At 51.4% G+C, this 23,808-nt stretch carries 26 protein-coding genes and 1 tRNA gene; 8 read left to right on the top strand and 19 right to left on the bottom strand.

Going from position 1 to position 23,808, the window contains the following annotated elements:
* Positions 1–15: 15 nt before the first annotated feature.
* The 7 genes from IZU99_03090 to IZU99_03060 all read right to left on the bottom strand — a co-directional run bounded on the left by IZU99_03090 (position 16) and on the right by IZU99_03060 (position 6,520).
* Complete coding sequence (locus tag IZU99_03090) at positions 16–405, bottom strand: hypothetical protein (GenBank protein ID UOO38256.1); 390 nt, start codon at positions 403–405, stop codon at positions 16–18.
* Positions 406–467: 62 nt separating this feature from the next.
* Positions 468–1,520: a chitobiase/beta-hexosaminidase C-terminal domain-containing protein gene (locus tag IZU99_03085; protein UOO38255.1), complete on the bottom strand. Its 1,053-nt coding sequence runs from the start codon at positions 1,518–1,520 to the stop codon at positions 468–470.
* 19 nt (positions 1,521–1,539) lie between these two features.
* Positions 1,540–2,295: a hypothetical protein gene (locus tag IZU99_03080; GenBank protein UOO38254.1), complete on the bottom strand. Its 756-nt coding sequence runs from the start codon at positions 2,293–2,295 to the stop codon at positions 1,540–1,542.
* 78 nt (positions 2,296–2,373) lie between these two features.
* Complete coding sequence (locus IZU99_03075; GenBank protein UOO38253.1) at positions 2,374–4,077, bottom strand: hypothetical protein; 1,704 nt, start codon at positions 4,075–4,077, stop codon at positions 2,374–2,376.
* A gap of 18 nt (positions 4,078–4,095) precedes the next feature.
* Positions 4,096–4,422 carry a hypothetical protein gene (locus tag IZU99_03070; GenBank protein UOO38252.1) on the bottom strand — a complete coding sequence of 109 codons (327 nt, stop codon included), beginning with the start codon at positions 4,420–4,422 and terminating at the stop codon, positions 4,096–4,098.
* Positions 4,423–4,479: 57 nt separating this feature from the next.
* On the bottom strand, positions 4,480–5,874 hold the full coding sequence (locus IZU99_03065; GenBank protein UOO38251.1) for a phage terminase large subunit: 1,395 nt from the start codon (positions 5,872–5,874) through the stop codon (positions 4,480–4,482).
* A 265-nt stretch (positions 5,875–6,139) separates the two neighbouring features.
* A complete protein-coding gene (locus IZU99_03060) occupies positions 6,140–6,520 on the bottom strand; it encodes a hypothetical protein (protein ID UOO38250.1) in 381 nt (126 codons plus the stop codon).
* A 220-nt stretch (positions 6,521–6,740) separates the two neighbouring features.
* Here IZU99_03060 and IZU99_03055 point away from each other — a divergent pair, with 220 nt between their 5' ends.
* On the top strand, positions 6,741–7,697 hold the full coding sequence (locus tag IZU99_03055; protein ID UOO38249.1) for a response regulator: 957 nt from the start codon (positions 6,741–6,743) through the stop codon (positions 7,695–7,697).
* A gap of 56 nt (positions 7,698–7,753) precedes the next feature.
* Here IZU99_03055 and IZU99_03050 read toward each other — a convergent pair whose 3' ends face one another.
* The 9 genes from IZU99_03050 to IZU99_03010 all read right to left on the bottom strand — a co-directional run bounded on the left by IZU99_03050 (position 7,754) and on the right by IZU99_03010 (position 14,979).
* Positions 7,754–8,419 carry a DNA alkylation repair protein gene (locus IZU99_03050; GenBank protein ID UOO38248.1) on the bottom strand — a complete coding sequence of 222 codons (666 nt, stop codon included), beginning with the start codon at positions 8,417–8,419 and terminating at the stop codon, positions 7,754–7,756.
* Complete coding sequence (locus IZU99_03045; GenBank protein UOO38247.1) at positions 8,416–9,087, bottom strand: Bax inhibitor-1/YccA family protein; 672 nt, start codon at positions 9,085–9,087, stop codon at positions 8,416–8,418. Before IZU99_03045 ends, IZU99_03050 begins: the two co-directional genes overlap by 4 nt.
* A 70-nt stretch (positions 9,088–9,157) precedes the next feature.
* Entirely contained in the window at positions 9,158–10,297 is a 1,140-nt protein-coding gene (locus IZU99_03040) for a hypothetical protein (GenBank protein UOO38246.1), read from the bottom strand.
* 13 nt (positions 10,298–10,310) lie between these two features.
* Positions 10,311–11,564: an Nramp family divalent metal transporter gene (locus IZU99_03035; protein UOO38245.1), complete on the bottom strand. Its 1,254-nt coding sequence runs from the start codon at positions 11,562–11,564 to the stop codon at positions 10,311–10,313.
* A gap of 142 nt (positions 11,565–11,706) precedes the next feature.
* On the bottom strand, positions 11,707–12,312 hold the full coding sequence (locus IZU99_03030; protein UOO38244.1) for a zinc dependent phospholipase C family protein: 606 nt from the start codon (positions 12,310–12,312) through the stop codon (positions 11,707–11,709).
* A 124-nt stretch (positions 12,313–12,436) separates the two neighbouring features.
* Entirely contained in the window at positions 12,437–13,630 is a 1,194-nt protein-coding gene (locus IZU99_03025; GenBank protein UOO38243.1) for an aminopeptidase P family protein, read from the bottom strand.
* The gene (locus IZU99_03020; protein ID UOO38242.1) at positions 13,605–13,763 is read right to left on the bottom strand and encodes a hypothetical protein; all 159 of its coding nucleotides are present in this window, start codon (positions 13,761–13,763) and stop codon (positions 13,605–13,607) included. The genes IZU99_03025 and IZU99_03020 overlap by 26 nt, the downstream gene beginning before the upstream one ends.
* A 154-nt stretch (positions 13,764–13,917) precedes the next feature.
* On the bottom strand, positions 13,918–14,445 hold the full coding sequence (locus tag IZU99_03015; protein UOO38241.1) for a shikimate kinase: 528 nt from the start codon (positions 14,443–14,445) through the stop codon (positions 13,918–13,920).
* 102 nt (positions 14,446–14,547) lie between these two features.
* A complete protein-coding gene (locus tag IZU99_03010) occupies positions 14,548–14,979 on the bottom strand; it encodes a VanZ family protein (protein ID UOO38240.1) in 432 nt (143 codons plus the stop codon).
* A 283-nt stretch (positions 14,980–15,262) separates the two neighbouring features.
* On the opposite strand from IZU99_03010, the gene IZU99_03005 reads away from it, so the two are divergent.
* A complete protein-coding gene (locus IZU99_03005) occupies positions 15,263–15,895 on the top strand; it encodes a TetR family transcriptional regulator (protein UOO38239.1) in 633 nt (210 codons plus the stop codon).
* Between the two features lie 19 nt (positions 15,896–15,914).
* On the opposite strand, the gene IZU99_03000 is transcribed toward IZU99_03005, so the two are convergent.
* A complete protein-coding gene (locus IZU99_03000) occupies positions 15,915–16,295 on the bottom strand; it encodes a DUF1801 domain-containing protein (protein ID UOO38238.1) in 381 nt (126 codons plus the stop codon).
* A 141-nt stretch (positions 16,296–16,436) separates the two neighbouring features.
* Between IZU99_03000 and murI the strand changes: the two genes are divergently transcribed.
* Positions 16,437–17,210 (top strand): glutamate racemase, encoded by a 774-nt coding sequence (murI, locus tag IZU99_02995; protein UOO38237.1) that lies wholly within the window; start codon positions 16,437–16,439, stop codon positions 17,208–17,210.
* Between the two features lie 76 nt (positions 17,211–17,286).
* On the opposite strand, the gene IZU99_02990 is transcribed toward murI, so the two are convergent.
* The gene (locus IZU99_02990) at positions 17,287–18,516 is read right to left on the bottom strand and encodes a DUF1015 domain-containing protein (GenBank protein ID UOO38236.1); all 1,230 of its coding nucleotides are present in this window, start codon (positions 18,514–18,516) and stop codon (positions 17,287–17,289) included.
* Positions 18,517–18,535: 19 nt separating this feature from the next.
* Entirely contained in the window at positions 18,536–19,771 is a 1,236-nt protein-coding gene (locus tag IZU99_02985; protein UOO38235.1) for a homocysteine S-methyltransferase family protein, read from the bottom strand.
* A 195-nt stretch (positions 19,772–19,966) separates the two neighbouring features.
* Here IZU99_02985 and IZU99_02980 point away from each other — a divergent pair, with 195 nt between their 5' ends.
* From IZU99_02980 to IZU99_02960, 5 genes are all read left to right on the top strand, one after another.
* Positions 19,967–20,599, top strand: a complete 633-nt coding sequence (locus tag IZU99_02980) for a cytidylate kinase-like family protein (GenBank protein UOO38234.1) — start codon at positions 19,967–19,969, stop codon at positions 20,597–20,599.
* Between the two features lie 68 nt (positions 20,600–20,667).
* Positions 20,668–21,615: a 50S ribosomal protein L11 methyltransferase gene (gene prmA / locus IZU99_02975; protein ID UOO38233.1), complete on the top strand. Its 948-nt coding sequence runs from the start codon at positions 20,668–20,670 to the stop codon at positions 21,613–21,615.
* A 55-nt stretch (positions 21,616–21,670) separates the two neighbouring features.
* The gene (locus IZU99_02970; GenBank protein UOO38232.1) at positions 21,671–22,792 is read left to right on the top strand and encodes a hypothetical protein; all 1,122 of its coding nucleotides are present in this window, start codon (positions 21,671–21,673) and stop codon (positions 22,790–22,792) included.
* A gap of 30 nt (positions 22,793–22,822) precedes the next feature.
* Positions 22,823–23,566 (top strand): NTP transferase domain-containing protein, encoded by a 744-nt coding sequence (locus IZU99_02965; GenBank protein ID UOO38231.1) that lies wholly within the window; start codon positions 22,823–22,825, stop codon positions 23,564–23,566.
* A gap of 98 nt (positions 23,567–23,664) precedes the next feature.
* Positions 23,665–23,750, top strand: a tRNA-Leu gene (locus IZU99_02960).
* Positions 23,751–23,808: the final 58 nt, after the last annotated feature.

The raw sequence follows: 23,808 nt of genomic DNA, 5'->3' as shown, positions 1-23,808 counted from the left end.
ACCACACTTTGTCCGTCATATCCGAATCTCACCGTACAGATTTTCTATACTTTCCGTCCGTCGGGGCATGGTCTGCCCGATTTTGGTCATCAGCTCTTCATAGCGCTGCTGAAAAAAGGACGCCGTCGCCGGGTTCTCCTCCAGCAGCAGATGTGCCGCGAGGCCATACGGCATCACCGACTGGGCGAGGCCGTCGTCCAGGTCGATCGGGCTTAGAAAATCCTGTATCGCGCCGCAGACCGGCCGCTTCCCCTCTTCGGCCTCAAATGTATCGCTGTAACGATACAACTCATTTCGTAAAACCGTTAACAGGGCGAGTGCTCTGTTTTTAAAGGCATCCAGCTGATCCGTCTCATCCATAAGAGCCAGCGCGCTGTAAAATACTTCCTGCGCTGTCGTTGCCATCTAACCACTTCCTCTTTTGGTTTTCTCTGCCCCCGCCGAATCGGCGGGGGCTGTTTATAACGTTATGCGGTATACGTATACTCCTTGATCGGCGAATTGACAACGCCTGCTGCAAGGCCGTAAGCTCTTAGCGTCTGGCCTGCCGTCAGCAAAACCGGCGCCGAGTATGTAGATGCCGTCCCCGACGTTTTCGGATTGGAGCCGTCCGTCGTATACTTGATCGTCGTTGCATCCGCGCATGTTACGGTTACCGTTGACGTACCCGTCATGGTCGGTAACGGCAGCATGCCGGAGGCCGCATGCACGTAAATACCGCTGACCTTTGCGTCCAATACAAAGGAATCGTGATAGAAACGGCACTCGCCGACATCCGCGTCATACCCGAGCGGGTTTTTCTGCACACGCATTGTCTTCAGCTTCATCGGGTCAACGGTCGCGTCCTTATATTTAATAAGGAAATTTACCCCTGCGGGCAGATAGCTGTCGACAACGGGGACAACGTCCATGCCGTCAATACGGCCGACGACGCCGTTTTTGACGGCCTCCTCGCCAAGCGAATCAATCCCCATGATCTCGCTGGAGAGTTTCGTCTCAATGTAGACCGATTCTGCGATCAGCAGGACGCGGTTTTTCTTAGGGACGAGCTTGTTGCTCATAGCAGCCCCTGCCGTCACAATAGCCCGCATGACGGTGCTCGTCGTGAGCGCCGTTGTGTTCAAAACACCAAGACCTGCGCCGTTTGCCCATTTGGCCAGGCGGTACATATCGATAGTGGGCGTGCAGACCTCGTCCCAGTTGGATTTCAGCTGCTCGTTGCAGTGCTTAATGTTGAGCTGGTCGGCGGCGTTGCCGTGATCGATGGAAAACGTAAACGCCTTGTCCTGGCTCATCGTCAGCGTCTGGATGGTATCGCCGAGCTCGGCAATCGTGCCGAAGCGGCCGCCGTCGGCCGTGCGGCTGTAATCGTTGAGCGTGACCTTGTCAACGGTGTAGATTTTGATACTCTGCGCGCCGTCAAAGTCATATTTTTTACCGGCATATGCCTCGGTCACGGACTGCGCCTTAAACCGCTCGGCAATTAGCGGTGCGTATTTCGTCGTCAAATTAACGGACATTCATATTCCTGCCTTTCCTTTAATCCTGATACCAGTCGTCCTCGATTTCCCCGCGTGTTCTCAGAAGACCGGCGCTCTGGCGGGAACCGGCTGCTCGACGCCTGTTCTCGTCATCTTTTTGCTGTGATGCGAGCTGCGCTTTCAGGTTCCTGTTCTCGTAACTCTGATAAGCACGAAGAAGGCTTTTCCCTGACTGAACGCTTTCCCAGACTTCACCCGGAATCGACTTTGGGTCAAGGTCGCTGTATTCGCTTAAAAACTCGGTAACTTCCCGGTCACGCCGCGCGCGTGCCGCCTGTGCGTCAGGCTGCGTGATCCCCTCCGAGTGATGAGCCGTTTCGTTAGCAGGCTGCTTGGTGCTGTCTGAAAGCGCTGTTTCGGCCTGCCTCATAAAACTGTCAAGGCTCATGCCGGTGCGCTGGGCGATACCTTGAAGCAGATTTTTGTAGGTGCTGTTCTTTTCAGCTTCTTCAGTAAGCTGCTCGGCGCGGCTTCTGATACGGTCGTAGTCTTTTCCTTTCTGCGCCAGTGTTATGACCTCGTCGCGCGTGACATCGATTTCCTCTCCCATGTATTTAAGCTTGAAGCTCTGGTCGGCTTCCCGCTCGTTCGGCAGAGGCTTACCGTCGTCAGGCGTATTGTCCCAGTCGTTCTGATCGCCGGGCTGCATCGACGCGTCGTCCCCGTCCTGCCAATCCCCGCTTAGTAGCGCCTCGTCAACAGCGGAAAAACCCGCCTTATCCTGTGGTAGCGTCATCGTCAGTTCTTCTTCCATTGTACCCTCCTCGCCTCTGGTCGGGCGATTTTTATCTGCCGGGACGGGTCTGTCCCATGCATGCTGCGTCGCGTGATGTCATCTTAATCCGGGCGCTGTCGGTGGGCGTTGCAAGAGCTGTTGCAGTTGTTCGGCTTGCGCTCCGATAGTGGGCATCCCCGGCCGGCTCATGGCCGGCTGCACCATCGCACCGGCGGTATTTCCCATCCCGAAAGGTGCCGTCATGCCCGGTTGGGCGGCACCTGCTTTGGCGCTTTCAAGCTTATCAAGCAGCTCCTGCTTTTTGATGATATACCCATCCGGCACGCGCTCCAGGTAATCAATAAGATCAATTTTGCCGCGCATAAGCAGGTTATCAAGCGTCTGCATGGCGGCGATTTCCGACCAATAGGACGATGCGCCGACATCAAGCTTTAATGAAAGATTGATTGTTTTCAGCACGTCGAAGTTAAAAAACGGGCTTTGTAAATTACCAACCGGCCTCGTCGACTGTTTAACAGTCCCAGCCGTGTCAAGGCGCCTCGTCCCGTAATATTCTCCCATAAAGTCGATATAGATCCGGCCGAGATCCTCAAGATTCTGATAAAGATTCTGCCGCGTCAGCTCGTTTGGAACGGCCGCCGCTTTTTGCAGGGCGATAATAGCGGAGGTGTTGTCCGGCCGCGCATCTCCAAGCGCTACGCTCGTTGCGCCCAGGGCGGACAATGTATCCTCTTTGGCCATCTGAATAAACTGCGCGATTTGCGGCGAAATCTGCGCCGGATCAATAATACGGGCAACAGAATTCACATCACCGCCCTGAACGGGAATCGCCGCGCCGACGCGGTTGTCCCATTTTGAAACACGTGTTTTATCATAGACGATCTTGGGGTATGCCGTCGTCATCAGGCTGATCATACTCATCGCGTAAAGCTTGTTGATAAAAATCTGATTCGGAATAAGCCCCGTCACCATAGCCTGCCCGTGGTAAGAATCCTGTACATAATCCCAGTTGAGCCACGTGATGGGGTAGCGTGTCAGGCCCGTGTCCCACGCCTTTCTGATTTCCGCATTTTTTGTGCATTCATAACACCAGATCGTCCCGGTGTCGCTGTCTCGCCACAGCTTTAAAAGCACCGTCGTCAGCTCATCCTGGGCATTGTTTTGATCCGGCTTTCGCTCGTCCGTGTCACTTTTCACCATCTCCAAGTCTGCACAGCCGTTCTTTTTGGCCCGCGCACGAACGTCATCCGTCATTTCACGGCTCATGATGAGGATGTACGGCTGCCTCTCAACGCGCCGGTCGCTCGTATTGCCGAAAAACACGCGGCTGTTTTCAATAACCTCTGTCACGACAGCGCCGCTGCAAAACTGGCCGGATGGCGCGTCCGGGTCCCAATATGTATACGTACAGCCGTCACCGTCGACAGCCGTGTTCCTCAAAAGCTCGCGCATCAGCATGAGCAGCTTGTTTTCTTCAAAAAGACGCTCAAATTCATGGTTAACGGTGTCCGTTACTTCCCCCATATCCAGACTGCCTCCATCATCGGGCATTGCGGAAGCCTGCATTTTGACGCAGCTTGACGTAATACCGGCAACCGTGAATAAAACAACGCGCTTGAGGAAGTTGAAAACAGGCGTCGGCAGTCCGTTGGACAAAACGCCCTCCCACTGCTTGCCGATAAAAAAGTTTTCATTCGTCTGAACCGTATCGCTAAATCCCGTCTGAACATTGAAGGCGAGCCCTTTTTCAAAGTCCTTCCAGACGCCGCTAACCGTTGGGCTGTATCCATTCTTCACCAAAAATCCATCCTTCCGGGCCTAAGACGGCCGTTTATCGCGCACCCTGTCGAGCCCATAGCCAAGAATGCTGGCGATACTCTCCGTAAAGTCCTTTTCAGCCGATAAAGACTTCAACGCTTCCTCCTCTGACTGGTCTTCTGCTTCGTCTGTGCTGCGTAAAAGCGCAGAGAGCTCTTTTTTCATGGTTTCGGCATCAGCCGCCAGCGCATCCAAGCGATGACGCAGCCGCTTCAAATTTTCATCGTTTTCTCGCCCTGCAGCGCTCATTTTTCGCTCAAGACGGGCTCCGAGAACAAGCAGCGTGACAAACAGCAGCTGCGCTAATATGAGTGTCGTCAGTTCCATGGTTTCTCTCCTTAAACAATTGCTTAAATTTTGTATTGTTCTCCCGACGCATTGCGCTTAGGCATCATATAAATATCCGCTTCTCAACTCCCCGCCTGTCATAAACATCGAGTATTCTGCCGTTTCTTGCCCGAGCCGGGTGTCGATTTTCATCTCCGGCGTTAAATAGCGCGATACACAGAAGTACCGCAGCGCGTCGACGCTGTGTGTGATGTCATGTGGCTGCCGCGCGCAGTCATTTGGATTGGCTTCATCGGCCAGAATAGCTTGTATATCCTCGATAAGGCCCCGGCAGGTGTCGAAGATGAGAAGCCCCGGCCTGCCGTCCGTCCGGTCCATGAGCATTTCCTTTATTTGCATATGTCCTTGAACCCTGCTGCTGTCAGCGCGGATAATTGGCACACCGTTTGAGAAAAAGAGTTCCGCCATCGTTTTACCACTGTCTTTTTGCCGGTTCCACATATCCGGCGGTGCATAGGTAACGGCGATCTGCTCCTGATAAAGCGTTGCCTCCCGGATCACGGCAGACGCCTCGGATACAACGAGCCCTGCCTTTTTCAGCGCTCTGTACACATAGCACCGCCCCGTCTCATCGACGGCAATCCAGCAGCAGGCCAGCATATCAAGGCCATAGTCAAATGCCCTGTAGCGCAGATAACCGTCAGGGATGACAAACGGTTTTATAACATGCCTGGCTGTTGAGAATTCCGAGAAATACGTGCCGGACAGCGCATCCCACTCGCCATATCGATAAGCGCGCCGCCTGTTTTCCGGCAGGTTTGACAGCATGGAAAGGTAGGCCGGGGACGACTTTATGAGGTGCGTGTTGTCCTCCACCGAGGCAAAAATAAAGGTGTAATCCTCAGGCTGCTCGTTTTCCTCGGGGTTTGCGCTTGCCGTCTTAAATCGCCGGTCGATAAACAGCCGCTTGACCCATTGGTGACCGACGCCACCAGGATTGCAGGTGAGGTAAAACCTTTTCGGAATCTCGTTAACACCGCGTAAGCAGCCGCCGAGATACCGGAATTCCTGCTCTGTAAACTGCGTGGCCTCATCCATGAAGATCCAGTCATATTCCTGCCCCTGATATTCCTGCTCGGCAGTCGCGCTTTGATAATGACCAAACTTGATCATTGAGCCGTCTATAAAATAAAGGGTGTGCAGCGTGCCGTTATAAGTTGCCAGCTCCGACGGAACAAGCTTTAAAATGGGCTCAATGTGATTTTGCTGAAGTTCCGGATACGTCCGTCGAATGATGAGTATTCTGATGCCCGGCCAACGAATAGCCCCGCCGACGGCTTTGATGCGGATGGCATGTGTTTTGCCGCCGCCCTTGGCCCCGCCGTAGGCCGTATAAAGTGTCCGACTTTTGTAGAAAAGAAGCTGCTTCGGATTAGCCTCGCCAAGGTTAACAACGATCTCGCCGGAACTTAATTTTTTTCTCCGTGCCATGAAAGCCCCCTGCGTAAACTAATCAAAAAAGCCGACAGTTCGGTTGGGTTCCCCCAACCGGTCTATCGGCTCTCAGGCTCTGTATTCTTTTTTTAGTCCCAATTAAATGTCAGCATAATTGGTGCCCGGCAGACCTTGCACCACAGTTCAACGCCGTTTGCCCGCCCCCCTTTTTCAAGACGACACAACCTTTTCAGGCAATGCGGACAAAGTGCCTCGTCATGTCGGATTACGGCGGTCACCGCCTCTGTCATCATCACACTCCTTAATCAAACAACCCTTTCTCGCCGCCGTTGAAACGAACATCAATTGTGACGTGATTTGTGTCCTCTCTCATCTTGTCCGTCAGTCCGCCGTTTCCGGCCTGGCGCGCCAGAAATATTTTCCCAGTCGCCGCTTTGTCTGTACCGTACAATTCCCGAACGATAATGCTCTCGCGCCGGAGCGCTGCTTTTTTCAGGCAGTCGGCATTGCCTTTTCCCATCTTCCCGCTCAAACAGCGCTCATACGTCTCTTTGTCAAAGCCGAGAAACAAGATAAGGCCCGCTTCATCGGGGTAAATCTTTTTCGCCGAACACTCTGAGAAATAGTCATCAACCCGCCGCTGAAGATCCTTAACGGTTCTTTTTGCGCCCTGCTCCGGCATCCATCGATCACCCTGTCCTTCAAAATCTCATAGGCCTAATTATACTGACCGTCTTTTTTAAGCGCAATATTTTAGAACAATTTTGTCGGTTATTTTGTACCGACATGCCCTTAAATTTACAGATATGAAAATATTAATAATTTTCTCAACTATTATCATATTGTTATGGAAAATTCATCCGATATATAAGGCATGTGCTGAAAGAAGTGTGGTGGGTTATTTGACAAAGAAAAAAATTCTGCTGATAGACGACAGTAATTTTTATGCCAAAGTCATCGCAATCGCCTTAACACCGGCCGGGTATGACGTGATTCGGGCGATCAACGGTGAAGAGGGGCTGCGTCTTGTGCAGGAAGAAAAGCCGGATCTTCTCTTGTTGGACGTCGTCATGCCGGACATCAGCGGTTTTGAAATCTGCCGGCTGCTGCGTGAATCAGAAAGCAATAATCTCATGCCTATTATCATGCTGACAGGTCAGGATAATCACGAGGATATGCTCATTGGCCTTGAGCTCGGGGCCGACGATTATATTGTTAAACCGTTTGACAACAGGGAGCTTGTCAGCCGTGTTAAAAACACGCTCCGGCGCATTGACCGGAACAGGGATGCAAATCCTCTTACCGGTCTGCCCGGTAATCTGGAAATACAACGAGAGCTCGAAAGCCGCATTCAGAAAGCCGCCCCTTTTGCCGCGATTTATGCCGACCTCGATAATTTCAAAGCGTATAACGATGTCTACGGCTTCTCCAAAGGTGACAGCGCCATTAAGCTGACGGCCGATATCCTACATGACGCGGCAAAAGGCTGTGACAGCAGCGCTTTTGTTGGTCATATCGGCGGTGACGATTTTATTGTTATTATTGACCCCTTTTGTGCCGAAATGATCTGCAAGGACATTATTGAGAAATTTGATTTCAGAATCCGCGCGCTTTACGAACCGACGGATCTGGAGAACGGCTTTATCGTCACATACAGCCGGCAGGGCAATAAAACGGTCTATCCGATTATGACCATCTCGCTTGGGATCGTGACGAACGAGTACAGAACGTTTTCGACTTTTCTGGAGGTGTCCGACATTGCCGCGGAGCTGAAGAAAAAAGCAAAGTCGATGCGCGGCAGCTCCTTCGTTAAGGATATGCGCCGACAATCGACGCCGCATATGGATCATGCCGGGTAAATGCAATGGCAGCCCATCGAAACGGCGGGCTGCCATTATTATTTCGTATTGATTTCTCATATGTATTTGCTGGCTTCCTTCACGCTGAGCGCGCTCAGCGTGTTTTTGTTTTCATCAACAAAGCGGCGTACCCAGGCCTTGTCCGTTTTGGAATACTCCCGCAGCGCCCAGCCGATGGCCTTGTTGACGAAGAATTCCTTCGACCCGGTGTTTGACAAGATGGCGCAGCTTAATACAGCCGTGTCCGTCTTCTCCCGGTATTGCAGCTGAAAATCAATCGCAATGCGTTTGAGCCAAATGTTGTCGCTTGCAATCCAGCGCGGGATGTCCGTCTCTTTGACACTTGGATGCCGCAAGCACAAATCACCGACAAAGGCGTCAATCGTATCGACCGTGTCCCACCACGACTTCGTCGTCACAAGCTTTTCAAGCGCCGGGATATCCTCTGGCACGAGAAGCTTTTTTACTGTTTCCAGATAAGTAAGCGCCAGATATTGAAACTCGCGCTCAGGCAGGTCATAACAGGTCCAAATGAAAGGCCAGTCAATGCTGCGGTCTTTTTTCATCTCCTTCAGAAATGCGCTGCAGAGCAATTTGCGCTCCGGCGTTTTAATGCCGAGAAACGGAAATTTGTTTTTCATATAAGCCGCCATCGGCCCGGCGTTTGCATCATTTCGAGCCGCGTAGAAAGCTTTGAAAATGTCCGGTTTCAGACATATCATCGCCGACGTCCAAAAATCCGCAGGAGGTTCAGAAACAGGTTAATGAGATCCAGATAAAGTTTTAAGGCCCCGATGATGGCAAACTTTTCATACTGCTCCGGCGTGAGGCCGCCGCTCTCATAGACGCGTTTGAGCCACTGCATATCATAGGCCGTCAGGCCTGAGAAAATCAAGACAGCCACAAAGCTGAACAGGTACATCAGCATCTCGCTTCCGATAAAAAGATTAATCAAGGAGGCGATGATGATGCCAAACAGTCCCATAATCAGAAAGCGGCCAATAGGTGACAGGTCGGTTTTCGTCACAAAACCGAATAGGCCCATGGCGAGGAAAAGGCCCGCCGCTGCGAAAAACACGACGAAGATCGATGAGATATCATAAACAACAAAGATCAGCGACAGCGTCACGCCGTTGACAAGCGAAAATACAATAAGGCCAAGATACGCCGCGCCGATACTCATGACCATAATGCGCCGTGACAGGAAAAAGACGAGAACAACCTCCAGAATCATCAGGATAAACAGGCCCGTCCAATTGGACATAACGGCACCAATAAAAGGCGGATAGCTGGCAATGCCGTAGGCTGTCAGTGCTGTCAGCACAAGGGCCCACGTCATATTGAAAAAAACGCGTGAAAAAAAGGTTTTCTCCTTGAATTGCGGATACATCAAATCGCCTTCTTTATTATTATCTACGCACAGAGTATGCTTTTTTAAGGGGTTATTTATCACAAATTTGTTAATCTTTTTGGTTTGTGATGAATTTAACGTCTTTTACGTGCAACGTATCGATCCACGCCTGAATCGTTTTTGGGACGCTCTTTATGGCGGGGCTGTTTGTATACACCTTGACGATTTCAGTGCCGGGGTCTAAAACAGCCCCGCAAATCGTCCCATCCGGCAGAAACATCACAACGGATTCGTTCGTGCCCACAAGACCGACAACCCACCAATGGTAGCACGTCGCGTGATACCCGTCCAAATCCTCGAGGTCGTCTTTAATCTGCGCCGTGTTTAAAAACAGCTCGGCATCCGCCCCGACGAGGGCTTTAAATTCGTCTTCCTGCGTTTTGCTTTCAACATAACCGGTACTCAGCAGCGTCATTTCCGGCAGTTTATCTTTCGTGTAGGTGCCTTCAAAATAGACGCCGGCACCGCCATATCCGTTTGCTGCTTCGTTTGCGCCCAATTCAATATCGCCGTTATGCAGCTTCATTGTGATCTCGGCCCGCGTCTCAGCTTCCATACAGATGGCAGTATTTCCGCTGATCGTTGCCGTCCCGTCAAAAAAGCCCATGTGGCCGCCAAAAAAAGCGCTGATCTGAAAATCGAAGCTCGTTTTTGTCTCGTTGAAGATAACAAGCGTCGATGTGTTAAACACACCGCCATTCTTCCGGTTCCATTCGCCGGACCAAACAGCATCTTTCGGAATACCATCGATGACATTCAGGTTAAACTTCAGTATTTCATTGGTTTTGGCATTTGTCCATAAGCCGGTTAAGCTGATACCGGGCGTGTACCAGCCGTCAAATTTACCAGCCTCTTTTCCATCTGCGCCATATTCGCTGAAGTTAATCATTCTATTTACTTCAATCATCCCGTCAAGCTTTATCGCCTGCTTGATGGTGTCGTAGTAATACGACCCTGTCACCTTCCCTGCCTTTATGATAAGCGTCATATGAACGGGCAGCGTGCCAATCGTCCCTTGCAATTGAATCGCGTTTTCAGGATTCGATGTCGCGTCGGTCGTCGACGCCAATACGCTTGGCGTTGCCGCGTCCGCATTTTGCCCAGTCTGCCCTGCCGTTTGCATGTTTTTGCAGGAAGAGGCTGACAGGAGCAGAACGCCGATTAGAATAACAGCTGATATCCGTTTCAAAATCTCACCCGCCTTATTTCAGCAAATAACTTGCAAACAGGGCAATATTAAGTCCGATGACAGCACCGGCAAACAGCCAGAGTAAAACTGTGTCGAGCTTTGAATTGGCGTATTTACCCATCACTTTTTTAGACGACGTCAGCATAATTTGCGTCACGATGGTTATCGGCAGCTGAATGCTCAAGAACATCTGTGAATAAATCAGCCCATCAAAAGGCGACCGGATGAGGAAGACGGCACCGGCGGCCGTCACCATTGTGATCATAACGCCGAGCTTGCTGTGAAGGTCCCCGATGTCATAAGGCTCTCCGAACATCCCGGCAAAAATGCTCCCGCCTGCCATTCCGGCCGTAATGCTCGAGGCAACACCGGCAAATAAAAGCGCCAACGCAAAAATAACGGCTGCGCCGTTGCCCAATATCGGCTGCAGCATCACCTGTGCCTGCGCCAGATCGGTAACAGTCGTTCCCTGCTTAAAAAACGTCGCCGCGGCGATGAGAATCATGGCGCTGTTGATGGCCCAGCCAATCACCATCGATAAAAGCGTATCGGCAAACTCATACTTAAGCTGCTTTTTAATAACGTGCTCGTCCGTTAAATGCCACTCGCGCGACTGAATAATTTCGCTGTGCAAAAATAAATTATGCGGCATAACAACGGCGCCAAGGACGCTCATGATGATGGGCATCGCGCCATACGGCACGGTCGGCACCACCCAACCGGCAGCGGCACTGCCCCAGTCAAGCGGGACGATATAAAGCTCATACAGAAACGACAGCCCGATGAGGGAGACGAAGCCGATTATGATCTTTTCAATCCTTTTATATGAGTTTGTAAGCTGCAAAAACAAAACGAGGGCCAGAACAAAAACACAGCCGAGCCGAATGGGGACATGAAAGAGCATATTTAGTGCAATCGCCCCGCCTAAAAGCTCCGCCAGCGCTGTTGAAACGCTTGCCGCCACAGCCGACGTCAGGATCGTGTTTTTCAGCCATGGCCGAAAGTTATCCGTTGCCGCTTCGGATAGACATTTGCCTGTGACGATGCCGAGGTGCGCGGCGTTATGCTGTAAAACGATCAGCATTAGCGTCGAGAGCGTAACCATCCATAAAAGGCTATAGCCGTACTGTGATCCGGCAGCGATATTAGCCGCCCAGTTGCCGGGGTCAATAAAACCAACTGTAACCAGAAGACCCGGCCCGATAAACTTTAAAAAGCCAAGCGCTTTCTTATTCGGCACATGTTTTTTGAGAAATGACATATCCATAGCGCATTTCCTTCAATCGTTATTAGCTGTTACATTGTACCGAATATTGCATAATTTTTCAAGGGACACCGTGAAGCCTGGCAAATTAAAACAGAGGCTCGCGCCTCTGTTTTGTTAACTGTATTCTCCCAGTATCTTTGATTTAAATGACCTCTGCTTCGACGCACACTTCTGCAATTTGAATAAGCGGCGCGTTTCTGGCCGCAGCTTCAATTACCGTCATTATCAGCGCGCTGCAAACCTGCAGCGTATAATGAATGTCATTTTCATAACTCGGCCGCCCGGCGAGGTAAGCGGCATAGGCCTCTTCTAAGTCTTCTGTAAGGCTTTCCACTTTAAACATTGTGGCCGGTATGACACCAGGAACAGTCAATAGAGCCTTATTGTCGCACAGATAGCGGTATAAATCCCATTCATATCGCACGTGTCGGCACGAGCCACCGTTATACGCTTTAGTATGCGGGTAGCAGTGAAAATCAGCGTAAAGATGGCATAAAACACCCAGCCGCGTTGAAAAGTCAGCGCTGTAACGTCCGTCTGTTGCCTCGTCGGTGGAAAGCGCCGCTATTTCACTCTGTAAGAAATCTGCCCAGGCATTTGGCTTATGCGGCCGCTTTAAATACATCGGGTGAAAATCGGGCAGCACGTTACCATATAGAAACCAGCCCCGCTGTAGTTTAACACCGGCCGACTCTTCAATACAGCGGCACAAATAATCACCGATCATCATATGAGTCATCGAATTCATCTGCTCATCCTTGCTTAAAAGTTACTTTAGTTGCAGTATAGCATTCTTTTTTAAATTTGGAACGTCAAAAATGCATAAGAAAGATTTACCGATTAATATCTAACGAACGTTAAATTACCATTCCTTAATAAACCTCGATAATATCGGCCCCGCCGCCCGTGATACACCGCCCGCCGTCGGGCGTTACAATATACGTATCCTCAACGCCGACCATACCCGCACCTTCGATGCCCTTCTTCGGCTCAAGGGCAATAACCATGTGTGCCTCCAGCGGGTCATCAAAACCGCGTGCTATGACAGGCGGCTCGTCCACGTGCAACCCGATCCCATGGCCCAAAAACCGTGCCTGCCGTGCCCCGAGGCCCATGAAGTTCTTTAGAAAAGATGCGTCAAGACTGCCGATGATTGCTTGATAAATATCGCCCGGCCGCGCGCCCGGCGTGAGCAGCGCTGCTGTACGCTTCTGAATTTCCATGCACATCCGGTGCGCACGGACGACGTTGTCATGTGGTTTCGCGCCAAAGCTGTACACCTGCGTCTTATCGCTGTGATAGCCGTCAATGCCATAACCCGTATCTACAAAAACAAGGTCGCCTTTCTTCAGCTTCCGTTCCCGGCTGCCGATCAGCGGCACGGCGGGCGATATACCACGGCTGCCGCCCGGACCGTCAAAGCTTGTCGGGTAAAGCGAACTTGTGCCAAAGCCGACCTGCCCGATACCAACCTCCGTTTGAAACATCTGAAATCGCGTGATGCCCTGATAACCGTTCTTAAGCATTCTTTCCGTCAGCTCAGCGACGAAGTCCACCTCGCTCATGCCCTCGCGCAGCAGCGCCGGTATGACTTGGGTAGCCATCTTAAAATGCTGTTGTCCAGACTCTTCCATAAGAGCCAACTCAAATGGCGACTTCACCGCGCGGACGCCGAGTACCGTTTTATCTACAGAGCCAATGCTGTCTATCGGCAGATACTTTTTTACTCGTTCGAGCATAGCGACCGTCATAATCTCCGTCTCAACAAATGTTGCCCCGCAACTGCCGCTGAAAACATCCAGCACGTCCCGATAGCTCTGCATCGGATAGATTGAATCAAGCGGGGATTCCTCCCGTGCCCGCTCGTAACTCCGACGAACGAAATAGCCCAGCTCGCCGCCGTTTTTAATGACAAGCAGTCCGTCCTGCATCGTCCCCGTAAAATAATACTGGTTAACCCTTCCGGCCAGCAGCGCTGTTTCCCACCCGGGGTGCACCAGCATCATGCGTTCGATAAAACGCCGACGTCTGTCGGCCAGTTCATCGCTCGTCAAAGCCTTGTCCATTGTTCCTCCAAAAACTATTATCACAGCGCAAAACGCCGCTTACCGCTTCAAAAATATCAAAAATAAAATTAAAGCGCTCAATAAAAGCGCGATTGTCATATAACTTCCGGCATTTTTTGGCAGCTTCAGCCATCGGCGCTTTTCGCCGTCCGCCTCAGTGCCGAAAGCTTTGGAAAAGGTTGCGTTCAACCCATTTTTCTGAACGACCGAGCCAAACAGTATCAAAACGGCGGCCACTATAACGCAAATGGCAATGAATAAAATACGCGTCAGGCTCATACGTCCGCTCACTCCATTTCCAAGCAAAACTTTTTCAGCGCCACAAGGATTTCCGCCACGATGCCCTCCAGTGTAAGCCTTTTTCTCACGTCAGTCGGGACAGTCAAATCGGCATACCGGCGGTAAAGCGGTTGGCGTTCCGAATAAACTCCCGATATCGTCTGTCCCGGTCGCAGTACGATTCCCCTCGTTTTGATATTTCGCAGCCGCCGTGTCAAAACAGCCAGTGGCACATCAATAAAAACCGTTACCGATCCGCTCCCCAGATGCTGCATCGCGATATCCGACAAAACCATGCTGCCGCCCGTCGCAATCACGGTGTTTTCACAATCAAGTGTCAGTGCCGCGTGCTCCTCTGCTTTGAGAAAATCGACAATACCATACGTGTCAATATACTTCTGAAGTGTCATGCCGCACTGCTTACTGATGAGAATATCCGTATCGACAAACCCAAGGCCGAGCGTTTTGGCCAGAATCACACCGGCGGTGCTTTTCCCGGCGCCCGGCATACCGATTAAAATGATATTGTTTTTCATATTTCTCCGCTGCCTTTTGAATTCATCCGTGATTGGTATCCAATTCGTTCCCCTATTTCTTTCTATTGAAAACAAGGCCCGTTTCTCTCGTACTTTTTTTGCTTATTCGGCTCGTTTATTTTGATAGCGTTGATACAACCGATATAACAGAAACCCTAACACAGCCCCGATGGTGTTGAGCAAAATATCATCAAGCTCACTCTCGCCTGTCCCAAACACATACTGCGACACCTCAATAACAAGGGAAACAAAACCGCCCGTTAGAACGACAAAAGGCAGCGTGATATCTTTTTTTGCAATAAACGGCAGCAGAAAGCCAAGCGGCATGAAAGAGACAATATTGCCAACGAAAAGGTAGATAAAAAACAGATAATTCTTTTCCATTAAAATCTCGAAATAGACCTTGAAGACAATCAGGTTGACTTGTCCGTTCTCAAACAACCTATGTCGAAAAAAGTCATGTCGAAAAACCGTAATTCTCAGCAATATTATTATGTAAATCGCCATTAGCTCAATTATGATAATCCGTTTCATGCGATCTCTGTCCAAACACTTCACCAACCGATCAAAATTTTAATTCTATTATATGTCAATTTTCTGCCAATCTCAACATGCCGCTTATGGCAAAATAGGATATGGAGATGCTTTTTTGCGTCAGTCCTTTGAATACGTTAAAAAACTTGACAAATTTGGCAACGCGGCATATATTGAACTTATATTCAACACTCTGTGTACGCAGTGCCGTGAATTTGAATACAGGGTTAGCCAATCTGGTCAAACGGGGCGGCGCGACCCGGCAGATGGATGGTGACAACCAATGGCACGGACAAAAGAGCAGAACAAGCGTATTCGAGACGCCAAACGAGAGCTGATTTTAACGGAGGCCCTCAATCAGTTCTCCCAAAAAGGGTATGCCGCCACGCGGATACAGGATATTGCCGAAACAGCGGTCATTTCACAAGGGCTCCTTTACTATTATTATCCATCAAAAGAAGCAATTTATGTCGACTTGGTGAATGACGCGCTCGAGCGCATTAATGAAACAGCGCGCTACGTTCGGGACATGAGCCGCCCCTATGGTGAAAAAATCATGTACGCGCTGAAAATTCTGTTCAAAACGATCGAAACAAGCTATCGCTTTCGTCAGACATGCCGAATGATTGCGCAGGCTACTTATCAGGCAGACATTTCCGCCGAGGCGCAGGCGGCACTGAATAAAAAGCGCGATATCTGCTATCGTATCATGGCCGAAATTTTCAAAAAAGGTCAGGAAGAAAACAGCATTGTCGAGGGCGACCCTATGGAGCTGTCCATCCTTTTTTGGACAAGCGTGAACGGTCTGGCCATCTATTACGCCACGCGTGATATTGCCGCAAATCTTCCCGATTACCGGCTCGTCGCTCCAATGTTTTTGAAAAATCGTATCGAGCTGCCTGAAGACGACATATAACCTTAAAAGAATAACACACTCAGCGGCGCCGATTTTTCGGCGCTTTCATTTCGTTCTGTCGGAGCCTAAACGCCACGATTTCACGAATCAGTGCTTCCGGAAGCGGCTTTTCGTACGGAAACTGCACACCGCCTTTTGACCAGGAATACGCAGTCAACTTGTCTTTAAACATCTCAATGCCGTCAGCTCCCGGAAAAAATCCGATATGCTTTTTAAAAGCCGCGAAATGGACGAGATTGCCGAAATAATAAAATGTCGGCATCCGATAGCTGATTTTTTCCGTTGCCTGTGGGGCCTCTTCATGGATTATCCGTCTCATCTCCGAAAGCCGGGCCTGGATCTCTGCCGGAAATTCGCTCATATAAGCGTCAATTGTCGTGAAAGCTTCCGTTTCCGTCATAATTCTTCTCCTTTGATGGCTGTCTCATCATGTTGCGCACAAAGCATTCTGATTATTTGCCCGTTATGCTCTGTTGACAGGCTTTCGGGTTGCTAGTATGATAAAATGGCAAATCGAGTCTATACGTTTGGGGTGTCCTGCATGCTCATCGGGTTTTTTGATTCCGGCATCGGCGGTCTGACGGTTCTGCACGAATCGCTCAAGACCATCCGGAAGGCAGACTATGTCTATTATGCGGACATTGATAACGTACCCTATGGTGCAAAAACGGCAAGCGCCGTCAAAGAATATGTCTTTAAGGCGGCCGATAGCCTGACTGGGCTCGGCGTCGGTGCCCTTGTCATCGCGTGCAACACGGCTACCAGCGTCGCCATAGAGGCGCTTCGGCAAAAGTTCGACATTCCAATAATCGGCATGGAACCGGCTGTCAAGCCCGCTGTCGAAAACCATAAGGGCAAGCGGATTCTCGTCACCGCTACGGCGCTGACGCTGAAGCAGGACAAACTTAAACGGCTGATCACGCGTTTAGACTGTGAAGACATTGTCGATTTTCTCCCGTTGCCGGGGCTTGTTGAATTTGCCGAGAAGCTGGATTTTGACACGCCTGCCGTCAAGGCGTACCTGAACGATGCTCTCTCCCCGTTTGATTTAAGCCACTATCAGGCTGTTGTTCTCGGCTGCACACATTTCGTTTTTTTTGCGCCGGTTTTCAAGGCGCTGCTGCATCCCGCCATTGAGGTCATTGACGGCAACAAAGGAACGGTTAACAGGCTTCTTGATGCGCTGGGCGGCAACCCGGAGGCTGTTGGGGGCAGCGGCGCCATCACCTACTGCCATTCCGGCCGCGCCGTCACGGACGCCGCGACACTCCAGAAATATGCCTCGCTGCTCCGCCGTTTAGACGGTACAGCTTAAGCTGCCTGAGATGAAATCCAGCTGCCATATTCTTTTATCCATCAGCCAACAGCGCCTTGACAGGCGCTGTTGTATTTTAGAGGCCGGGCCGGATCGCACGGCAGTCAAGATAGTAGCGCTTGTCCCGCGCGTGGCCGATTGAAAAGCTTTTTTTGGGGAAAACGCCGCCCGTCAAAACCGTTTTGAAGAAGTCCGATTTGTCCATTGTCGGCAGCAAAAAGCCGATATTGCCCGCTTCAGACGCAAGGGTGGTGAGTGACGATTCACCATGAATATAGTCAATTGTTCCGCCTGTTTTCTCGACGAACTGATCGAGGAACGTCTGCAACAGCTCAATCAGCTCAGCGACGCACCCGGCCCTGATCGCGATGCGACCGCGCCCGTCCCCCGTAATCCAATCAACGGCATAACCGCCGTCGTCAAACGGCAGCTGGCGGGCCATCTCATCGAGAAGGCGATCCGTGTCAATATCGAACACAATGCGATGGATCGCCTCAAAGGTAATTGCCGGGTCGTAAACGTTGTTGACCTCAACAAGAGCATACCGGGCCGGGTGATTCTCCCGCGCAGACTCCGGCAGCCCCGTTTTCATCTCATCCCAATATCCCTTTGCCGAAGCCAGCGAGTGGTTCCCGTCACCGATGATCATCTGCGCCCCGTCGCCGTCCGTCAACGCCGAAAGCGCTTCGGAAATGTGCGTGGCATCCACCGGGGGTACGCGCCAGCCCTTGATAGCGCCACCACCCTCCATCAGCGTAAAATCATACAGCAGTTCATAATCGCCTGTTTTGTCAGCAAGCGGCTCAATAACACGGGCCTGTCTGTCGTCAATGAGCGCCATAATATGCGGCACTTCCAGCGCAGCAGCGCGGCGCACCGCGATTCTGGCCGGCAACCGCGCTGTGATCGTTTTTTCGCTGGCGCGAACAAGTGCGCGTGAACCGGGTATGTAATCGTAGGCTTCCAAATCAAGCATGCCGACGAGGCCGCGGCGGACGCGCCCATCCGATATGGTCCGCTCCACATAAATGAAAGCGTTTTCAACCGTTTTAAAAATGCCGTTTTTCAAATATGTCGCCATCGTGCCGCCGATTTGCCCGGCGCTCTGCGTCAAGTCCACCGTGTCAAGATAAACCTCCGGGACAATCAGGTGCAGCGTTGACGGGCGATTGCCGACGGTCGTTTGAACGCGCTCCCAATAGTCGCGTTCCGAGGAAAACTGATCGCAGGCAACCACGCTCCAGGTCTCAAGATCAGCCCGTACGGGCAACAGAATATCAGCCGGGAAAAAGGCACTTTTTCTCACGATTTTATCTCCTGTATCTCTATTGTAAAATAACGGCCCCAAAGCCCGTTTCTGCATTCGAGAGCGCCGCCGTATTCCCTTTAGGGCTTGTAACGGCGGCAATGCCGGGCACTTCCCTCAGAGCAGCCGAGAGGGCTTCGGTGCTGTCAGAAATGAGATGGAGCGGCTTGTCGCATTGCTCCACAACGGCACGCAGGGCATCGAGAGCCTGCTCAGGCGACTTTGGCAGGCACACCATGATGATGCGTGCGCCGTTGTCGTCCTGCTCCAAAGCCATGTTAACAGTGCTCTCGGGCACCATTCCTTCACCAACCTGCGGGCGTTCAAACGTGTAATCGTCGAGGCTTTCCGTGTGCATCGGTGCGCATATGAAGAGCCCTGTCTCTTTTTGAAATACCTGCGGCTTCAAAGATGCGTAAACACGGCGGAGTGCATCAATATATTCTGGTGTTGTGCCACAGCAGCCGCCGACGATTTTGACGCCGAGAGCAGCATACATTGCCATCTGTTCGGCAAAATCACCGGCATCTGTATCGTACTTTTTCGTCAAGCCGTTGGGGAGACCCGCGTTTGGCTTGACAATGAGAGGCAGCGCTGTTATCCGCGCGATTTTTTCAGCCGCCGGGTAGATATCCTTCGGCGATAGCGAACAGTTGATACCGACAGCCGTAACGCCGAGCCGCTCTGCCATAACGGCAAAGCTTTCCGGCCTGCACCCGGTAAAAGTGCGTCCTCTTTTTTCAAACGTCATCGTTGCAAAAATCGGCAGCTTCGTATTTTCCCGAACGGCAAGAATAGCTGCCTTCATTTCCAGCAGGTCGCTCATCGCCTCAATGGCGGCAAGGTCCGCCCCCGCCGCTTCCCCGGCCGTCGCTTCCTCACGGTACAGGGCGTATGACTCCTCAAACGTCAGCTTCCCGAAAGGCTTGATAAACACGCCGGTCGGTCCGATATCCAGCGCCGTCAGCGTTTTGCCCCCACCGGCTTTTTTGGCGATACCGATAGCCTCCGTAATGATCTCCGAAACGGAATAGCCTGTTGATCTCATGGCGCGCTCGTTTGCGCCGAATGTATTGGCAAACAGAATATCGCTACCGGCATCGGCATACTGCCTGTGAATCTCATAAACGGCCTCGGGGGCCGTCATGTTCATTGTTTCTGGGCGCTTGCCCCCCTTAAGACCCTTGCTCTGCAGCAGGGAACCCATCGCACCGTCTAAATAGATAAAATCTCGCTGCAAAAGTTCGTTCAGCAAGATGAACACCTCCAAGTCTGTCTGGAATCTCATTCCATAGTAAGATACGTCCCTGCAAATGTAAAGTTTTTTTGAGGCGCATACATATAAAAATTCATTGAATTCAATCTGAAGTATGATATGATTACTTAAAAAAGGTAGCATTGAAAATGAGCTTTGCATTATCAGCAGGTGGCTATGCTCCCGGGAGGACTTATGGAAAAATTCATTCTCGCAATAAGCCGTGAATTTGGCAGCGGCGGCAGACAAGTCGGAGAAAAGCTCGCCGCGCGGCTTGGCGTTGAGTTTTATGACAAAGCAATCATCCGGCTTGCCGTCGAAAAAAGCGGCTTGCCATATGATCTCGTTGAACAAAGTGAAGAGCATATACCGAGCAGCCTGTTATATAATTTTCCCGCCGAAGCATCGTATGACGCTCTGACCGTCTCGGCTTTCTTTGATACACCCGTTAACGATAAAACATTTCAGTCTGAGGCGCTGGTTCTTCGGGAACTATCCAAAAACAGCTGTGTCATTGTCGGCCGTTGCGCCGATTATATTTTGAAGGACGACCCCGCCGTCATCAAAATCTATCTTTCCGCGACACTTGCCGACAGAGCCTCTCGCGCCGTTTCGGAATACGGCTTCCCGGCGGAAAAAGCGCTTGAAAAAATCAGGCGTATTGATAAAAGCCGCGCCAATTACTATAAATATTATACCGGCCAGAACTGGGGCAATATCCATAATTACGACTTGGTGATTAACACCTCCACCGTCGGCATTTCCGCCGCCGTCTCCATCATCCTGGCGTTGCTGGAGGAAAAAGGTTTCAACACACAAGCGTTTTAAAAGAGGGCTGTGCGCCCTTTTTTTATTCAATCGCTCGGCGCACCGCGCGCTGCGCTTCAGGAGGAATCATGAACTGGCTTGAAATAACTGTCCCAACAACGCCGCAAGCGCTTGACGGTTTGAGTGAAAACCTTGAGGACCTTGGCATTGAGGGTCTCGTCGTCAATGATGAATCTGCCGTTCGCGCCTTTTTGGATAACAATCCGACCGCGTGGGATTACGTGGATGACGATGTTTTATCATCGCTGCAGGGCGCGACCTCCCTGCAGTTTTATGTGGAGGACAGTGCCGAGGGCCGCACCCGTCTGTCTTTAATCCGTGCCGCCTTGCCCGGGCAAAATTTTTTGGTCAAAGAGGTGCATGACGAAGATTGGCTGAACAATTGGAAGAAATACTTTAAGCCGCTTGAAATCGGCAGCCATCTTTTAATCGTCCCGGAATGGGAACCTGTCCCGGAAAATTCAGGGCGGACGATTTTACGTCTCGAACCGAAAAACGCCTTCGGTAATGGCTCCCACGCCTCAACACGCATGTGTCTGGAGGCCCTTGAAAGCCACCCGGCCAAAAATGTGCTCGACCTCGGCTGCGGCAGCGGTATCCTCGCCATCACAGCGCTATTATTCGGTGCCGAACATGCCGTCTGTTGTGACATGGCCGATGACGCCGCCACTGTCTGCCTTGAAAATGCCGCGCTCAACGGTTTATCGCCTGACCGGCTTTCCGTCCGGGCGGGAGACGCTTTGTCACCAGATTTCCTGATAGCGCTAACAGGCGGCAGACGGTTTGACATCGTGTTTGCCAATATCATCGCCGACGTCATCATACCGCTGTCGACTCATGTTCCCCGCCTGCTCGCACCGGGCGGCGTCTTTATCTGCTCCGGCATTATTGACGGCCGTCAGGACGACGTCAGAAAAGCCTTGGCGGATGCAGGGCTTGTCGTCACCGCCGCCAAAACAGCGGATGACTGGCACATGTTCGCGGCCGTCCCCGTTGTTTCTGAACACGCGCTGTGATAAAATAAAATTGTGCGGCTTGCCGCATCAATGTTTCAGAGCAGGAGGCTATTGTGTGAAAAAGACGGCCGTTGCCATCATCATGCTTTTCTGTCTTCTTCTGGCTGTGACGCCTGCCGTTAAGGCGACGGATACGGTCTACTTTACTGCTGTCAATGACACACTTTTCCCGCTCAAAGGCAATACGATGCCGCGCTATATCGGCGGCAGGCTCTACCTGCATTATACGGTCTTTTCCTCCGACGAGCTGGGCATCTATTTTGCGGCTTCTAATAACCTCGATACCATTCTCTTATATTCCTCCGGCTCAAAACGATTGACGTTTGATTTGCCGAAGGCGACAGTCGTCGACCAGGATAATCAGCAGTATTTCACGCCGGCCGTCGTCTCCGGCGGGACGGTTTTCCTCCCTGCCGAATTTGTTTGCAGTTACTTCGGGCTTGCGCTGTCTGTCATTCAGGCAGATCCGGCACCTGTTGTCCGCATCAAAAAAAACTGTGTTTTAAATGACCCGACCTTCCCATCTTACTACAAAAACAAAATGCAGTCGTATTATAATGATTATATGGGTATTAAACCGTCACCCGGCGGCGATTCCCCGTCATCCTCCCCCGATGCGTCGGACGATGCCTCAAATGACAATATTACTGTTTTTTTAAGCTTCTCGAACCTTTCCGGCGGTAAATTCGACGCGATTTTGAACGCGCTGGACGCGTCGCGTGTCAAAGGCACATTTTTCGTCTCAGCCGATGAAATAGCCCCCAACGCAGACCTCTTACGCCGGGCGGCCTGCTCCGCCCATACGATCGGCATCCGTCTGCTTGACGGGACATATGCTGAGTATCAGAAGGCCGCCGCCCTTCTGTTTGAAGCGGCTAAGGTCAAAACACTACTTGTGACGGGCGGCAGCGATGCCAAAGCGGCTAAAGCCATGGCAGATTCCGGCGGCCTTATATACTGGCTACCCGACAAAAGCTATGTCGCGTCGAGCACTTTTACCGTCTCTTCCGTCATCGGAAAGCTCTCATTCGTCAAGGGCAGCAGGCAGAGTGTGGGTTTTGACTGCTCGGAGAAAACGTCAAAGTTTTTGCACGCCTTTTTGCAGGCGCTGGCAAAGAAAAATTGCGCCGCCCGTCGTATCACGGAGACGAGCGCCCCGACCTTCTCGCTTAACTGACCGCCAAATTCTCTCGAAAGGGATCGATCTATGAAACAACCTCTCAAAGCCGTCGTACTGGCTGCCGGTAAAGGCACCCGTCTTCAAACAGAGGGCTGCGACCTGCCGAAGGTCATGCGCCTGGCAAACGGCCGCCCGCTCCTTCAATATGTGCTTGACGGACTCTCCTTTATAGAACACGGCAATATCATCATCGTTGCGGGCTACCAAAAAGATACCGTCATTCAAGCCTTTCCGGGATACCGATTCGCCATCCAGACAGATCAGCTCGGTACGGGTCACGCCGTCATGTCGGCGGCGGCAGATCTGGAAGGGTTTGATGGCGCCGTTCTCGTCTGCTGCGGTGATATGCCGCTTTTGCGGCGCGAGACGTATGAAGCGCTTGTCACCGTCCATCTGCAGAACGGTAATGACTGCACCATCTTAACCGGCACATCAGATATTCCGCTTCCATACGGCCGCATCGTGCGGGACAATGGCGGCAATTTTGTCCGCATGGTTGAAGATAAAGACTGCCGCGATGACGAAAAGGCCATCAACGAGCTCAATAGCGGTGTTTACGTCTTCGCCGCTCAGAAGCTTCTGCCGGCACTGAAATGCCTCGGGAACAACAACGCCCAGCGGGAATACTATTTAACAGATGTTCCGGCCATTCTCCTTGCCGAGGGTGCCCGCGTCGGCATTTGCAAGCGCAGCCTTGGTTTTGAAATGATCGGCGTCAACACCGCAGAGCAGCTCAATCAGGTTGAAAAGCTTCTTCGCAGCCGGGAATAACGCATCCATTACTGTATGCTTCAGGCCGTATTACACGTCGTGCAATCTTGACAATCGGGCTTTTCGGTGCTAGTATAGCACTTGCTCTCGTATCAAACGCCGGTGTGGCGGAACTGGCAGACGCCCGGGACTTAAAATCCCGTGAGGGTCACCCCTCGTACCGGTTCGATCCCGGTCACCGGCATTGATTGGCTTGACAGGCAGCAGAGCATACGGCCACCTGCTATTAAGAGGCAAAGAAA

The organism is Oscillospiraceae bacterium CM (genome assembly GCA_022870705.1).
In the GTDB taxonomy this organism is placed as follows: Bacteria; Bacillota; Clostridia; order Oscillospirales; family Oscillospiraceae; genus Sporobacter.
Note: the sequence above shows the minus strand (reverse complement) of the source record. Positions and strands in the feature narration are given on the sequence as shown.